13 protein-coding genes are annotated in these 14,799 nt (G+C 71.2%); 10 read left to right on the top strand and 3 right to left on the bottom strand.

Features of this window, described 5'->3' with window-relative positions; genetic code table 11:
- Positions 1–134: 134 nt before the first annotated feature.
- A complete protein-coding gene (gene map, locus MQE23_RS09385; RefSeq protein WP_243378851.1) occupies positions 135–902 on the bottom strand; it encodes a type I methionyl aminopeptidase in 768 nt (255 codons plus the stop codon).
- Between the two features lie 32 nt (positions 903–934).
- On the opposite strand from map, the gene MQE23_RS09380 reads away from it, so the two are divergent.
- From MQE23_RS09380 to MQE23_RS09340, 9 genes are all read left to right on the top strand, one after another.
- Complete coding sequence (locus MQE23_RS09380) at positions 935–1,186, top strand: helix-turn-helix transcriptional regulator (protein WP_020269220.1); 252 nt, start codon at positions 935–937, stop codon at positions 1,184–1,186.
- Positions 1,187–1,297: 111 nt separating this feature from the next.
- Positions 1,298–3,544 (top strand): hypothetical protein, encoded by a 2,247-nt coding sequence (locus MQE23_RS09375; RefSeq protein ID WP_243378850.1) that lies wholly within the window; start codon positions 1,298–1,300, stop codon positions 3,542–3,544.
- A 170-nt stretch (positions 3,545–3,714) separates the two neighbouring features.
- Positions 3,715–4,557, top strand: coding sequence for a nitrilase-related carbon-nitrogen hydrolase (locus MQE23_RS09370; protein WP_020277068.1), 843 nt, complete (start codon positions 3,715–3,717; stop codon positions 4,555–4,557).
- Positions 4,554–5,840: an aspartate aminotransferase family protein gene (locus MQE23_RS09365; RefSeq protein ID WP_020277067.1), complete on the top strand. Its 1,287-nt coding sequence runs from the start codon at positions 4,554–4,556 to the stop codon at positions 5,838–5,840. The genes MQE23_RS09370 and MQE23_RS09365 overlap by 4 nt, the downstream gene beginning before the upstream one ends.
- Before the next feature lie 27 nt (positions 5,841–5,867).
- Positions 5,868–7,433: a PucR family transcriptional regulator gene (locus tag MQE23_RS09360; protein ID WP_243378849.1), complete on the top strand. Its 1,566-nt coding sequence runs from the start codon at positions 5,868–5,870 to the stop codon at positions 7,431–7,433.
- Between the two features lie 155 nt (positions 7,434–7,588).
- Positions 7,589–8,431 carry a nitrilase-related carbon-nitrogen hydrolase gene (locus MQE23_RS09355; protein WP_037673706.1) on the top strand — a complete coding sequence of 281 codons (843 nt, stop codon included), beginning with the start codon at positions 7,589–7,591 and terminating at the stop codon, positions 8,429–8,431.
- 94 nt (positions 8,432–8,525) lie between these two features.
- Complete coding sequence (hydA, locus tag MQE23_RS09350; RefSeq protein ID WP_243378848.1) at positions 8,526–9,929, top strand: dihydropyrimidinase; 1,404 nt, start codon at positions 8,526–8,528, stop codon at positions 9,927–9,929.
- An 11-nt stretch (positions 9,930–9,940) separates the two neighbouring features.
- Positions 9,941–10,963 (top strand): TIGR03842 family LLM class F420-dependent oxidoreductase, encoded by a 1,023-nt coding sequence (locus tag MQE23_RS09345; RefSeq protein WP_037673703.1) that lies wholly within the window; start codon positions 9,941–9,943, stop codon positions 10,961–10,963.
- Between the two features lie 140 nt (positions 10,964–11,103).
- Positions 11,104–12,630, top strand: a complete 1,527-nt coding sequence (locus MQE23_RS09340; RefSeq protein ID WP_243378847.1) for an NCS1 family nucleobase:cation symporter-1 — start codon at positions 11,104–11,106, stop codon at positions 12,628–12,630.
- A 43-nt stretch (positions 12,631–12,673) separates the two neighbouring features.
- On the opposite strand, the gene MQE23_RS09335 is transcribed toward MQE23_RS09340, so the two are convergent.
- The gene (locus MQE23_RS09335) at positions 12,674–13,342 is read right to left on the bottom strand and encodes a hypothetical protein (RefSeq protein WP_243378846.1); all 669 of its coding nucleotides are present in this window, start codon (positions 13,340–13,342) and stop codon (positions 12,674–12,676) included.
- A 199-nt stretch (positions 13,343–13,541) separates the two neighbouring features.
- Here MQE23_RS09335 and MQE23_RS09330 point away from each other — a divergent pair, with 199 nt between their 5' ends.
- The gene (locus tag MQE23_RS09330) at positions 13,542–14,051 is read left to right on the top strand and encodes a DinB family protein (protein WP_020277060.1); all 510 of its coding nucleotides are present in this window, start codon (positions 13,542–13,544) and stop codon (positions 14,049–14,051) included.
- 19 nt (positions 14,052–14,070) lie between these two features.
- Here the strand turns inward: MQE23_RS09330 and MQE23_RS09325 are convergent, their stop codons facing one another.
- Entirely contained in the window at positions 14,071–14,772 is a 702-nt protein-coding gene (locus MQE23_RS09325; protein ID WP_020277059.1) for a CPBP family intramembrane glutamic endopeptidase, read from the bottom strand.
- Between the last annotated feature and the right edge of the window lie 27 nt (positions 14,773–14,799).

Below are 14,799 nucleotides of genomic sequence, written 5' to 3'. Positions count from 1 at the left end.
GGCGCGCTCGTAGAACACCTTCGCACGATCGCGGACAAGGGGCACCTTCGGGGCGTACCCGGGTAATCCCGGCAGGTCTCGGCGTGCGGTCGGGATGATCTCAGCGCAGACCTCGGCGTGCGGTCGGGATGATCTCAGCGCGCGGTCAGGATCCTCGGGCCCGCGTCCGTGATCGCCACCGTGTGCTCCGCGTGAGCCGCGCGGGAGCCGTCGTCCGTCATCAGGGTCCAGCCGTCGGGAGCCGGGTGGAAGGTGTCGATGCCGCCCGCGATGACCATGGGTTCGATCGCCAGCGCCATGCCGTGCCTCAGGCGCATCCCGCGCCCCGGCCTGCCCTCGTTCGGCACGCCGGGGTCCTCGTGCATCCGGCGGCCGATGCCGTGGCCGCCGAAACCGTCGGGGATGCCGTAGCCCGCGGCGCGGCAGACGGTGCCGATCGCGTGGGCGATGTCGCCGATGCGGTTGCCGACGACGGCGGCCTCGATGCCGGCCGCGAGGGCCCGCTCGGCGGTCTCGATCAGGCGCAGGTCGGCCGGGCGCGGGGTACCCACGACGAAGCTGAGCGCCGAGTCGCCGACCCAGCCGCCCAGTTCCGCGCCGAAGTCGATGGAGACCAGGTCGCCGTCGCGCAGCCGGTAGCGGGTCGGGATGCCGTGCACGATCGCGTCGTTGACCGAGACGCAGAGGACGGCGGGGAAGGGGGTCGGTGCGAAGGTCGGCCGGTAGCCGAGGAAGGGCGAGGTCGCGCCGGCCTCGCGCAGCACGTCATGCGCCACCTCGTCCAGCTCCAACAGGGAGACGCCCACGTCAGCGGCCTTCTGCGCGGCCGTCAGGGCGCGGGCGACGACCTGGCCCGCCTCGTACATCGCATCGATCGACACATCGGTCTTCAGCTCAACCATGCCAATTATTATACCGGTATTAGAATGGGGGCATGGTGCGCACCCCTCTCACCCCAGAAGAGCGCGAACGCGGCGAACGGCTCGGCCGGCTGCTGCGTGAGGCGCGTGGCGACCGGAGCATGGCGGAGGTCGCGGCGAGCGCGGGCATCTCCCCGGAGACGCTCCGGAAGATCGAGACCGGGCGGGCTCCGACCCCGGCCTTCTTCACCGTGGCCGCGCTGGCGGGCGCGCTCGGGCTGTCGATGGACGAGCTGGCCGGGCGGTGCGTGCTGGTGCCGGTCTGACGAGGGAGTGCTGAGGCTCCTGCGCCGCGTGTGAAAACTCCCCGTAGCACGGCTGTAACACGACTGGTGTTGCCTACTGGGCGGAGTGTCCGGTCGGGCGGGAGTTGAGCGATGGCGGCGGATCGACTCCCAAGTGCAGTACGGGAGTTCGCGCATTACCTGGACGGTCTGCTGGCACGCCTGGACCCGTCCGGGGGCTGGTGTGCGGTGTTCTGGCAGCGTGACCCCGAGGGCATGCGGGCCTGTCTCGACGGTCGGGAGATGCCGCCGTGGGACGTGGTCGAGGCGCTGTTGCAGGACCTCGCCGGGCAGTACGGCCCGGGGGGCGCGGGCCCGGAGACGGAACGCGCCCGGTCCCTGCACGCCGCTGCGCTCGCTGCGTACGATGCCCGGCCCGGCGGCCGTGACGCCCTCGGGGACCGGCTCGACGTCATGCTCCGCGAACAGAAGTACGCCGCCGAGCGCCAGACGGAACTGACCCGCCTCCTCGCCGTCGCCGCCACCCGCGAAGAGGCCGACACCCTCCGCCTCGACCTCGCCTGGGCCCACGACGACCACGAGCGCGCGACAGCGCGCTGCGCGGAACTCCGGGCCCGGATGGCCGACTTGGACCGCCGCGAGCGGGGCGTGTTCCACGGGGCGTGGGGTGACGGCAGGCCGGGACCTGCCGCTGGTGTGCCCGTCAGCGCGGGCGCGGCTTCAGGCGGACATGGCGGCGGTGGGTCCCCGGGCGACGACGCTGCCTGGTCGGGCGCGTGGCGCCGCAGGCCGAACGACGGAGACTTCGCGGCGGCGGAGGGGGCTTCGCGAGCAGGACAGGGCAGGGAGACGGGCCCTGGTACGGCGCACGGGTCTTCGCGAGCAGGACCGGCCAGGTGGGCAGGCTCTGGTGCGGCGGTGGGCGGTGCTCGACCGGCAAGGGCCGACGGGTACACGCCTGACGGCCCGATACCGGACAGCGGCCGTATGCGATCGGCCCCGGGCGGCCCGTACGACCCCGGGACGCCTGACACGGCCTGGCACCGCGAGGACCCGGCGTCAGGCGTGCCGGGTGCGGCCGGTCGCCACGCCCCCCGGCATCCGGACGCCGAGGCGGACCCGGCCGGGCGGCCCGATGCCCAGGACGGCGAGTCTTCGGCAGGACATGCCGGCTACCGGGGGACAGCGTCCGGCGTCTCCCCGGCCAGGGCCGGCCGGGCGGACGCCCGCGACGGCGAGCACCCGGCGGGGCGCGCCACCTCCTGGGAGGCCGTATCTGGTGGCGCGTCCGGCGGTTTCGGGGCTCCGGTTCGCGGGGCCGGTGGGCGTGATGGTGAGTTTCCGGTGGGTGGGGCGGCTTCGGCGGAGGCCGCGGCTGATGCCCGTGAGCGCGAGCGTCGGGCGGGCTGGGCCGCGTCCCGGAAAACCACAGCCGGCGGCACACCCGACGCCGTCGCCGCTCCGTCCCCAGCAGCCCCCGGACCCCTCACCGCGCCAGAACCCACGGCCACACCGGAACCCGCAGTCGGCCCTGAGCTCATCGCCACCCAGGAACCAAGCGCCCCCCGGGAACCCAGCGCCCCCCGAGGGCCTGCCGCCACCCGGGAACCCGCCGCCGCCCCGGAAACCCCCGCCCCCAAGCAACGCAAACGCCGCCGCGGCAGCGCCCGTTTCGCCGGGATGGTCGAGGAGGACGCAGCGCCCGTCGTCGCGCCGTCCGCTGCTGTGCCGCTGCTTCCCGACCCCGCCCCGGTGACCGGCCGCCGTACGCCCCGTGGTGCGCGGTTCGCCGGGGCCGCCGAAGCCGTGGGGGAGGAGCGGGCGGAACCGCGCGCCGTGGACGTCGGTGTGGCCGAGCGGAGGGACGTCGTGCAAGCCGTCGAGGCCCTCGCGCGGCTGCGGAAGGAGGGGCGCAGCGGCGAGGCGCACGCTCTGCTGGTCGAGGCCGCCTCCTGGGCCCCGGCCCGGTTTCCGCTGCTCGCGCACGAGCTGGAGCGGGCCGGGCTCGGTGCGGACTGGCAGACGCTGCTCTGGGAGGCCGGCTCGCTGCCCGCCGGGCGGCTGGTCGCCGCCGCGGACGCGCTGGGTGCGGCCGGGCGCGCGGGCGACGGGCAGCAGATCCTGCGGCAGGGGACCGGTCGGCCCCCGGGCGAGATCGGAGAGGCCGTCCTGGGACTGGTCGCCGAGGGGCGCCACCGCGAGGTGCGCGTGCTGCTCGACGCGTACGTCAGAGCACGCACCCCCGAGGAGGCGGCCCGCAGCGCCGAGCCCGGTCCGCAGACCCTCGTACCGCTCCTGCTGGAGGCCGCCCGGGGCGTGTCGGACGAGCGCCGCTGGGACCTCGTGCACGCTCTCCGGGTCGCCGGATTCCCTGCCTGACCGGGCATCTCGTGCCCCCGGCGACTCACCCACAGGAGTGCGAATCGCGCGCGGCACCGCGGGTTGGGGACGATGGTCTTGGCAAGCCCGGGCCGGAGGCTTACGTTCGTGGCTCTACGGCCCGCTTCTACGGGCGTAGAGGCGCTGACGTCGCGTCGAAGGAGCAGCTCATGGCCAACGTCGTACGTGCCGCCCTGGTCCAGGCCACCTGGACCGGCGACACCGAGTCCATGGTGGCGAAACACGAGGAGCACGCCCGCGAGGCGGCCCGCCGGGGCGCGAAGATCATCGGTTTCCAGGAAGTCTTCAACAGCCCCTACTTCTGTCAGGTCGAGGAGCCGGAGCACTACCGCTGGGCCGAGCCCGTACCCGACGGGCCGACGGTACGGCGCATGCGGGCCCTCGCGCGCGAGACCGGCATGGTGATCGTCGCGCCGGTGTTCGAGGCGGAGCAGCCCGGCTTCTACTACAACACCGCGGCCGTGATCGACGCCGACGGCACCTACCTCGGCAAGTACCGCAAGCACCACATCCCGCAGCTCAAGGGTTTCCGCGAGAAGTTCTACTTCAAGCCGGGCAACCTCGGCTGGCCCGTCTTCGACACGGCGGCCGGCAAGGTCGGCGTCTACATCTGCTACGACCGCCACTTCCCGGAGGGCTGGCGGCAACTCGGCCTGTCCGGAGCCCAGCTGGTCTACAACCCCTCCGCCACCCACCGGAGCCTGTCGTCCCACCTGTGGCGGCTGGAGCAACCCGCGGCCGCCGTCGCCAACGGGTACTACATCGCGGCGATCAACCGCGTCGGGCAGGAGGAGTACGGCGACAACGACTTCTACGGGACGAGCTACTTCGTCGACCCCCGCGGGCAGTTCGTGGGCGACGTCGCCAGCGACAGCCAGGAGGAGCTCGTGATCCGCGACCTGGACCTCGACCTCATCGAAGAAGTGCGGCAGACGTGGGCCTTCTACCGCGACCGCCGCCCCGACGCCTACGAAGGACTGGTGCAGCCGTGACCAACGACCTGCTGGGCCGCCACCGGGCCGTGCTCCCCGACTGGCTCGCCCTCTACTACGAGGACCCCCTCGAGATCACCCACGGCGAGGGCCGTCACGTCTGGGACGCCCACGGCAACCGGTACCTCGACTTCTTCGGCGGCATCCTCACCACGATGACCGCGCACGCCCTGCCCGAGGTGACCAAGGCGGTCAGCGAGCAGGCCGGGCGGATCATCCACTCCTCGACCCTGTACCTCAACCGGCCGATGGTCGAACTCGCCGAGCGAGTGACCCAGCTGAGCGGGATCCCGGACGCGCGCGTCTTCTTCACCACCTCCGGGACCGAGGCCAACGACACCGCCCTGCTGCTCGCCACCACCTACCGCCGCAGCAACACGATCATGGCCATGCGCAACAGCTACCACGGCCGCTCCTTCAGCGCCGTCGGCATCACCGGCAACCGCGGCTGGTCCCCGACCTCGCTGTCCCCGCTCCAGACGCTGTACGTCCACGGCGGCGTGCGCACCCGCGGCCCGTACGCCTCCCTCGGCGACGACGACTTCATCGCGGCCTGCGTCGACGATTTGAAGGACCTGCTCGGCCACACCCGCGCGCCGGCCGCGCTGATCGCCGAACCCATCCAGGGCATCGGCGGCTTCACCTCACCGCCCGACGGGCTCTACGCCGCCTTCCGCGAGGTGCTGGACGAGCACGGCGTCCTGTGGATCGCCGACGAGGTGCAGACCGGCTGGGGCCGCACCGGCGAGCACTTCTGGGGCTGGCAGGCCCACGGGCAGAACGGGCCGCCGGACATCATGACCTTCGCCAAGGGCATCGGCAACGGCATGTCCATCGGCGGTGTCGTCGCCCGCTCCGAGATCATGAACTGCCTCGACTCCAACAGCATCTCCACGTTCGGCGGCACCCAGATCACCATGGCGGCGGGCCTCGCCAACCTCAACTACCTGCTGGAACACGACCTCCAGGGCAACGCCCGGCGCGTCGGCGGCATGCTCATCGAGCGGCTGCGGTCCGCCGCCGCGCAGGTGCCGGCCGTACGGGAGGTGCGCGGACGCGGACTGATGATCGGCATCGAGATCACCAGGCCGGGGACCGACGAGGCCGACCCGCAGGCCGCGGCGGCCGTCCTGGAGGCGGCCCGCGAGGGCGGCCTGCTGATCGGCAAGGGCGGCGGCCACAACACCAGCGCCCTGCGCGTCGCCCCGCCGCTGTCCCTCAACGTCGCGGAGGCCGAGGAAGGCGCCGCGATCCTCGAGAACGCTCTGAGGAGCATCCAGTAGCAGTGCACTGAACAAGGGAACGGCACCATGACCATCACCTTGGATTCCCCGGAACCCGCGCTGTCGGTCCGGCAGGTCCTCACCCTGGAGCGGGTGCTCGCCGGGGAGCCCGAGGTGGTGGCCGGCGCGAGCCATCTCGACCGGCCGGTGCGCTGGGTGCACGTCGCCGAGGCCGCCGACGTCGGCGTGATGCTCAGCGGCGGCGAGATGATACTCACCACCGGTGTGCTGCTCGCCGGCGACGAGGAGAAGCAGGCCGAGTACGTCCGGTCGCTGCACCGCGCGGAAGCCGCCGCCGTCGTCCTCGGACTCGGCCGCGCCTTCCCCGCCGCGCCGGCCGTGATGCGCCGGGCGGCCGAGCGGTGCGGGCTGCCGATGGTCGTCCTGCACCGGCCCTTCCCCTTCGCCGAGCTGACCGAGGAGGTCCAGTCACGCCTCGTGCGGCGCAAGTTCGCCGCCGTCAGCCTCTCCGAGGCCGTCCGCACCGAACTCACCGCACTGATCACCGCGGGCGCCCCGCTGCAACGCCTGCTCGACGAGGTCGCCCGGCACAGCGCCTGCCCGGTCGTCGTCACCAACCTCGCCCACCGCGTCCTCGGCACGGCGGGGGAGCGGCCGGCGGTGGACGACGTGCTGCGCGACTGGGAGCGCATCGCCCGGCAGGCCGGCGGCACCGAGGGCGACGGCTGGATCCGGGCCGAACTGGGCGGACGCGGGGAGCGCTGGGGCCGGATCCTGCTGTGCGGCTACCGGGGCGACACCGCCACCGGGCGGCTGCTGGCCGACCGCGCCGCCGAGGCCCTCGTCCTGCACCGCATGCTCGGCGGCGGCGCGGCGTGCTCCTGGGAGGAGCAGTCCGCGCAAGGCCTGCTGACCGACCTGGTCAGCGGCATCGTACCGGCACGGCAGTTGCTGCCCCGGGCGCGTGCGGCCGGGCTGCCGGTCAACCGGCGGACGTTCGTGCCGCTGGTCGTCCGCGACGGCGACACCGCCCGGCTCGACCGGCTGCTGCGTCTGCTGGGCCTGCCCGGGCTGGTCGCCGAACTGGCCGACGGAGCCACCGCCGTGCTGCTCAGCCTTCCCCGCGACCAGGACGCGGACGCCCTCGCCGCACACTTCGCGACCCGGCTGCGCACCGAGTCAGGACCGGCCCGCACGGTCGTCGCCGCGGCCGACCCCCGTGCCGCCTGGGACGACGTCCCCGCCGGACTGCGCGAGGCCCAGCACGTCGCGGACGCCGTCGCCGACTCCTCCGCCGTCCTCGACCTCCCACCGGTCGTGCGCCTGAAGGACGTCCACCTGCGGGGCCTGATCCGCCTGCTGCGCGACGACCCGCACGTGCAGTCCTTCGCCGAGCGGGAGCTGGACGGGCTGCTGTGCGAGGCCGAGGAGGACCTGCTGTCCGTGCTGCGCACCTACCTCGCCACCGGCCGCAACAAGTCCCGGACCGCCCAGCTCCACCACGTCTCGCGGCCCGCCCTCTACCGCCGCCTGGAAGCCATACAGGTCCGCCTCGGGGTGGACCTCGACGACTTCGAGCAGGCCGCCTCGGTGCACATCGCACTCCTCGCGCACGACGCGCAACAGCAGTGAAACACCCGACCACCTGGGAAAACGGCGGTGAAACATGGGCACACGGCAGAGTGACACGGTGGCACGCCGCACGCCCCCAGACGTGACACGGTGCAACTCAAAGAGCACGTCCCGGCTTCCTAGGCTCACGGCACACCGAGCGACCGGAGGTCCCGATGAGCCGAGTGATCCGTGCCGCCGTCTTCCAGACCGCCTGGACGGGCGACAAGGAGTCGATGATCCAGGTCCACGAGCAGGCGGCCCGCGACGCGGCCGCGCAGGGTGCTCAAGTCCTGTGCTTCCAGGAGCTGTTCTACGGACCGTACTTCTGCCAGGTCCAGGACCCGGCCTTCTACGAGTACGCCGAGCAGATCCCCGAGGGCCCGATCGTCCGCCGCTTCCAGGCCCTCGCCAAGGAACTGGGCATCGTCCTGGTCCTGCCGATGTACGAGGAGGAGCAGCCGGGCGTCCTCTACAACACCGCCGCCGTGATCGACGCGGACGGCTCCTACCTCGGCAAGTACCGCAAGACACACATCCCGCAGGTCAGGGGCTTCTGGGAGAAGTTCTACTTCCGCCCCGGCAACTCCGGCTGGCCCGTCTTCGACACCGCCGTCGGCAAGGTCGGCGTCTACATCTGCTACGACCGGCACTTCCCCGAGGGCTGGCGCGCACTCGGCCTCGCGGGCGCCGAGATCGTCTTCAACCCCTCGGCCACCTCGCGCGGCCTGTCCGGCTATCTCTGGCAGCTGGAACAGCCGGCGGCGGCCGTCGCCAACGAGTACTTCGTGGGCGCGATCAACCGGGTCGGCGTCGAGGAGTACGGCGACAACGACTTCTACGGCACGTCGTACTTCGTGGACCCGGAGGCCCAGTTCGTCGGCGAGGTGGCCAGCGACAAGGAGCCCGAACTGGTCGTCCGCGACCTGGACATGGCCAAACTCCGAGAGGTCCGCGACCGCTGGCAGTTCTACAGGGACAGGGCCCCTGCAGCGTACGGTCCGCTGACGGACCTCTAGGGGCGCGGGGCTGTATTCGATATGCGGCTACCGCCGCGTGCGCGCTGCCAGCCACAGTCAACCGGCACGTCCAAACGGCGAGGAGCGACAGAGCATGACCACCCGAACCGTCATCCGCGGCGGCCTCGTCATCACCGCATCCGACGAGATCCACGCCGACGTCCTGATCGAGGACGGCCGAATCGCCGCCCTCGCAACCTCCGGCACCCCCGCCGCAGAGGCCTTCACCGCAGACCGGACGATCGACGCCACCGGAAAGTACGTCATCCCCGGCGGCGTCGACGCCCACACCCACATGGAGCTGCCCTTCGGCGGCACCTTCGCCTCCGACACCTTCGAGACCGGCACCCGCGCCGCCGCCTGGGGCGGCACGACCACGATCATCGACTTCGCCGTGCAGAGCGTCGGGCACAGCCTGCGCGAGGGCATCGACGCCTGGCACGCCAAGGCCGAGGGCAACTGCGCCGTCGACTACGGCTTCCACATGATCGTCTCCGATGTGAACCAGGAGACGCTCAAGGAGATGGACCTGCTGATCGAGGAGGGCGTCACCTCCTTCAAGCAGTTCATGGCCTACCCGGGCGTCTTCTACAGCGACGACGGCCAGATCCTGCGCGCCATGCAGCGCTCCGCCGAGAACGGCGGCCTGATCATGATGCACGCCGAGAACGGCATCGCGATCGACGTCCTGGTCGAGCAGGCCCTGGCCCGGGGCGAGACCGACCCGCGCTACCACGGAGAGGTCCGCAAGGCCCTGCTGGAGGCCGAGGCCACCCACCGCGCCATCAAGCTCGCGCAGGTCGCGGGCGCGCCCCTGTACGTCGTGCACGTCTCGGCGACGGAGGCGGTCGCCGAGCTGGCCTGGGCCCGTGACGAGGGACTGCCCGTCTTCGGCGAGACCTGCCCGCAGTACCTGTTCCTGTCCACCGACAACCTCGCCGAGCCGGACTTCGAAGGCGCGAAGTACGTGTGCTCCACCCCGCTCAGGCCGAAGGAGCACCAGGCCGCGCTGTGGCGGGGCCTGCGCACCAACGACCTCCAGGTGGTCTCCACCGACCACTGCCCGTTCTGCTTCGTGGGCCAGAAGGAACTCGGCCGCGGCGACTTCTCCAAGATCCCCAACGGCCTGCCGGGGGTGGAGAACCGTATGGACCTGCTCCACCAGGCGGTCCTCGACGGGCACATCTCCCGCCGCCGCTGGATCGAGATCGCCTGCGCCTCGCCGGCCCGGATGTTCGGCCTCTACCCGAAGAAGGGCACCATCGCGCCGGGCGCCGACGCCGACGTCGTCATCTACGACCCGCACGCCGAGCAGGTCATGTCGGCCGAGACCCACCACATGAACGTCGACTACTCGGCGTACGAGGGCAAACGCGTCACCGGCCGGGTCGAGACGGTCCTCTCGCGCGGCGAACCCGTGATCACCGAGCGGGAGTACACCGGGCACGCCGGGCACGGCGTCTACACCCCGCGATCCACCTGTCAGTACCTCAACTAGGAGTGGTGCCGATGGACTTCGGACTCGTCCTGCAGACCGACCCGCCGGCCTCGCGGGTGATCAGCCTGATGAAACGGGCGGAACGCAACGGATTCTCGTACGGCTGGACCTTCGACTCCGCCGTGCTGTGGCAGGAACCGTTCGTGATCTACAGCCAGATCCTGGCCAACACCACGAAACTGAAGGTCGGGCCGATGGTGACCAACCCGGGCACCCGCACCTGGGAGGTCACCGCCTCCACCTTCGCCACGCTCAACGACATGTTCGGCAACCGCACGGTCTGCGGCATCGGCCGCGGCGACTCCGCGATGCGCGTGGCCGGCCGCAAGCCCAACACGCTGGCCCGGATCAGCGAGGCCATGAAGGTCATCCGGGCCCTCGGCAGCGGTCGGGAGGCCGACCTCGGCGACGGCACGGTCGTCCGGTTCCCGTGGATCGGGCCGGGCGCCGAACTCCCCGTGTGGATGGCCGCGTACGGACCCAAGGCCCTGAAGATGACCGGCGAGGAGGCCGACGGGTTCATCCTCCAGCTGGCCGACCTGTATCTGACCGAGTACATGGTCAAGGCCGTGAAGGACGCGGCCGTCGCCGCCGGCCGGGACCCGTCCGAGGTGACCGTCTGCGTGGCCGCCCCGGCCTACGTCACCGAGGACGACTCGCCCGAGGCGCTCGCCCACGCGCGCGACCAGTGCCGGTGGTTCGGCGGGATGGTCGGCAACCACGTGGCCGACCTGGTGTCCAAGTACGGCGAGCACTCCGCCGCCGTCCCCGACGAACTCACCGACTACATCAAGGCGCGGGAGGGCTACGACTACTCCCACCACGGCCGCGCCGACAACCCGGACACCCAGTTCGTGCCCGACGAGATCGTCGACCGGTTCTGCCTGATCGGCCCGGTCGAGAAGCACGTCGAGAAGCTGAACGCGCTGCGCGCGCTCGGCGTGGACCAGTTCGCCGTCTACGACATGCACGACGCGCAGGAAGCCGTGATCGACACGTACGGATCGCGGGTGATCCCGGCCGTCAACGGCTGACCGCCTCCGCACCACTCCTTTGATCTCCCCCTTCCCGCCGGCCAGGGAAGGGGGCCCAGGACGCTCCCGAGCGCAGCGCACCCCCCATCGGCGCCACCCGCATGGCCTTTCCCGTCCCACCTCCATGATTGGCCTGGCCCATGACCGACACCGCTCCCACCGCACCGCCGCCGACCACCCAAGTCACCCTCGCCGACGGCCGGGTGGAGATCGCCCCGGGCGCCCCCGCACCGACCGGGCCCTACGCCAACGAGGACCTGCTGCCGGTCCCCGTCGAGAAGCGCACCTGGACCACGTACAACTTCTCCGCGCTGTGGGTCGGCATGGCCCACAACACGGCCTCCTGGACCCTGGCCTCCGGACTCATCGCCGTCGGCATGGACTGGAAGCAGGCGGTGTTCACCATCGCCCTGGCCAATGTGATCGTGCTGATACCGATGCTGCTCACCGGGCACGCCGGACCCAAGTACGGCATACCCTTCCCGGTCTTCGCCCGGGCCTCCTTCGGCATCCGAGGGGCCAACCTGCCCGCAGTCGTACGGGCGCTGGTGGCGTGCGGCTGGTTCGGCATCCAGACCTGGATCGGCGGCGAGGCCATCTACTTCCTGGCCGGCAAGCTCGTCGGCAGCGGCTGGACCGACGCGGCGAAGGTCGGCGGCTACGCCTGGACGATGTGGCTGTCGTTCGCGATCTTCTGGGCGCTCCAGGTCGTCATCATCTACCGGGGCATGGAGACCATCCGCCGCTTCGAGAACTGGGCGGCGCCGTTCGTGCTCGTCGGCGCGTTCGTGATGCTGTGGTGGATGAGCGACAAGGCGGGCGGCTTCGGTCCGCTGTTCGACCAGCCGTCGAAGCTCGGCTGGGGCCCGGACTTCTGGAAGCTGTTCGCTCCGGCGCTCATGGGCATGATCGGCTTCTGGTCCACGCTGTCGCTGAACATCCCCGACTTCACCCGCTACGGCAGGAGCCAGAAGGCGCAGACGTGGGGGCAGGCCCTCGGTCTGCCGACGACGATGACGCTGTTCGCGTTCCTCTCCGTGATGGTCACCTCCGGCTCGCAGGCCGTCTACGGCGAGGCGATCTGGGACCCGGTACAGCTCGCGGCCAAGACCGACAACACGGTGGGCCTGCTGTTCGCCCTCGTCACCGTCCTGGTGGCCACGCTGTCCGTCAACGTCGCGGCCAACCTGGTCTCACCCGCTTTCGACTTCTCCAACATCGCGCCGCGGAAGATCAGTTTCCGGGCGGGCGCGCTCGCCACCTGCGTCCTCGGTGTGCTGATCTTCCCGTGGAAGCTGTACTCCGACCCGCAGGGCTACATCTTCACCTGGCTCGGCCTGGTCGGCGGCCTGCTCGGCACCGTCGCGGGCATCCTCATCGCCGACTACTGGATCCTGCGCCGCTCCCGGCTCGACCTGGCCGACCTGTACCGCACGGGCGGCCGCTACTGGTACGAGGGCGGCTGGAACTGGCGGGCCGTCGTCGCCTTCGCGGTCGGTGGTGTCCTCGCCGTCGGCGGCGCCAGCTTCAAGCCGCTGATCGACGGCCGCCCCATCCCGGCCCTGGCCGGTCTGGCCGACTACGGCTGGGCGGTGGGCCTGGGCACGTCGATGCTGCTGTACCTGGTGCTGATGGCGGCACGGGGCGGCAACCGGGCCACCGTCTGACACCACCACGGCCACGGCCATGGCCACGGATGCTGGAGGGCGGTCAGCCCTTGCCGTCCTCCAGCGCGGCCACCGCTTCCTTCGCGGCCTTGATCGCGCCCTTGTTGATCGTGTCCGTGCTCGGCGCCTTCTTCGACTCGAAGTCGCTGCCGTTGTACGTGACGATCATCAGCGCGTTGGACGCGCGCACGAACACCTGGCCCTCGCGGGTCTGCTGCTTGTCCTCGGTGGTGAGGTTGACGATGGAGTACGCAGTGTCACCCAGACCGGGAACGGCGCCACCGCCGCTCTTCTCCTCGGTGCGCCCCTGGTAGGCCTTCTCTGCCGCCTCGTCCGACTCCATCACCTCGAAGGACACGTCGAGCCAGCGGTAGTTGTACCCCTTGAGCGCGTTCCAGGAGCAGGTGCGGCGCAACTGCGAGTCCGTGGACGGGATCTCCTTCCCGGCCGTCTTGGCACCCGGCACCAGCGACTCGACCGTCTTCTTGGCAACGCTCTCGCACGGCGCCGGCGCGGCCGAGTAGGTCTTCGACACGGTCGACGTCGACGGGGCGGACGCGGACTGGGTCTCGGTCTTCTCGTCGGCCGGCTTGTGCTCGGCGGCCTGCGGCGCGGCGAGCGGGCCGGACGACAGCGCCCAGCCCGCCGCGGCGAGCACGGCCACCGGGGACAGGCGTGCGGTCAGGGCCAGGGGCAGAGGTAGGGAACGCACGGCGCCCTTCTCGTGGGGGACGGCGGACGGGACGACAGTTTCACATGACTCCCTGTGACGCGGAAGTGCGAACTCGCTCCGTGCCTGCGTGGTGACGGTGACTCACTGTCGACGGTTGTGGTTTCGATCGGTTAGGCGGTCACTGGGCGGTTTGTCATCGCACAGGTCCACGGGAGCCGGGCAGCCTATCGTTGCGGACATGGTCTTCCAGCCGTCGACGGAACCCTCCGTCTTCCACGCAACGCTCCGCGACCAGTTCGAGACATTCCTCGATGAGCATCGCTGCGCGCTTCACGACAGTCTGAACGGGCTGACCGAAGAGCAGGCACGCCGGTCACTGGTCACGTCCAAGACCACGCTGCTCGGTCTGGTCAAGCACGCCACGTTCGTCGAGAAGGTCTGGTTCGACGAGGGGACGACCTGCCGATCCCGTGCCGAGATCGGCATTCCCGACTCGCCCGACGAGTCGTTCGACCTCCACGACGACGACACGGTCGCCTCGGTCCAGCACGCCTACCGGCAGGCATGCGCGGCATCCCGTCGCGCCACGGCAGAGCTGACGCTGGACGACCTCCTCCTGGGCAACCGCCGGGGCCCACTGCCGCTGCGTTGGGTCTACCTCCACACGCTGCGCGAACTGGCCCAGCACTGTGGCCACGCCGACATCCTCCGCGAGCAAGTCCTCGGTGGCACGACATCCCGCGGCTGAAGCGGGGACTGTCCGAAGCTCACAGCACGTCCCCCTCGCCCCTCCACCGAGGTACGGCCCAGGCCATCACGTAGCCGAAGCCGTTGAGGGCCCAGTGCAGCGCCGCGGGCGCCAGCAGACTTCCGGACCGGCGCCGCAGCTCGCACAGGCCGGCCCCGGCCACGGTCGTGGCGACCACGGCGGCCGCGACCGACAGCGCGGTGCCTGCCGGTCCGGTGCCGAGGACCCCGGCGGCCGCGTTGGCCCGGCTCAGCCCGCGCGAGGGAAGCACATGCCAGAGCCCGAACAGCACCGACGACACCGCAGTGGCCCAGGCAGTGCCGCGCCGACGCCGCACCATGGCCCACAGGACGCCGCGGAAGGCGATCTCCTCCAGCAGCACGGTGCCGACCGGCACCCTGACCAGCACCCGCCACAGCAGTTCCCCCACGGTCAGGCCGGCGGCGCGTTCGTCCTCGAAGGCCTCCCTGGTGACCGGCAGAGCGAGCCCGACCAGGAAAACGGCGAGAACCGCTCCCACCAGCACCGCTGACCACCGCAGCCCCTGGTACATGGCAACCGTGTCGAGCCCGAGATCGGCGCGGGTGAGACCGTCCCACCGGGCGATCAGCAGCAGTGCGGCAGCCGCGGCCACACAGGTGGGTACGTAGGCGCCGGGCGCGAGCCAATTGTTGAGCAGGTTCGCGGCCACCAGGACAGTGAGGACACAGAACATCCGCATGGTGTCACCAGCATCCCGCTATCCGCT

The organism is Streptomyces sp. HP-A2021 (assembly GCF_022807935.1).
GTDB lineage: Bacteria > Actinomycetota > Actinomycetes > Streptomycetales > Streptomycetaceae > Streptomyces > Streptomyces afghaniensis.
This window is presented reverse-complemented; position numbering and strand designations above follow the sequence as displayed.

Bases quoted from the DNA above. Each gene is read 5' to 3' on its own strand.
- map (WP_243378851.1), bottom strand. From the start codon at position 902: ATGGTTGAGCTGAAGACCGATGTGTCGATCGATGCGATGTACGAGGCG.
- MQE23_RS09380 (WP_020269220.1), top strand. From the start codon at position 935: ATGGTGCGCACCCCTCTCACCCCAGAAGAGCGCGAACGCGGCGAACGG.
- MQE23_RS09375 (WP_243378850.1), top strand. From the start codon at position 1,298: ATGGCGGCGGATCGACTCCCAAGTGCAGTACGGGAGTTCGCGCATTAC.
- MQE23_RS09370 (WP_020277068.1), top strand. From the start codon at position 3,715: ATGGCCAACGTCGTACGTGCCGCCCTGGTCCAGGCCACCTGGACCGGC.
- MQE23_RS09360 (WP_243378849.1), top strand. From the start codon at position 5,868: ATGACCATCACCTTGGATTCCCCGGAACCCGCGCTGTCGGTCCGGCAG.
- MQE23_RS09355 (WP_037673706.1), top strand. From the start codon at position 7,589: ATGAGCCGAGTGATCCGTGCCGCCGTCTTCCAGACCGCCTGGACGGGC.
- hydA (WP_243378848.1), top strand. From the start codon at position 8,526: ATGACCACCCGAACCGTCATCCGCGGCGGCCTCGTCATCACCGCATCC.
- MQE23_RS09345 (WP_037673703.1), top strand. From the start codon at position 9,941: ATGGACTTCGGACTCGTCCTGCAGACCGACCCGCCGGCCTCGCGGGTG.
- MQE23_RS09340 (WP_243378847.1), top strand. From the start codon at position 11,104: ATGACCGACACCGCTCCCACCGCACCGCCGCCGACCACCCAAGTCACC.
- MQE23_RS09330 (WP_020277060.1), top strand. From the start codon at position 13,542: ATGGTCTTCCAGCCGTCGACGGAACCCTCCGTCTTCCACGCAACGCTC.
- MQE23_RS09325 (WP_020277059.1), bottom strand. From the start codon at position 14,772: ATGCGGATGTTCTGTGTCCTCACTGTCCTGGTGGCCGCGAACCTGCTC.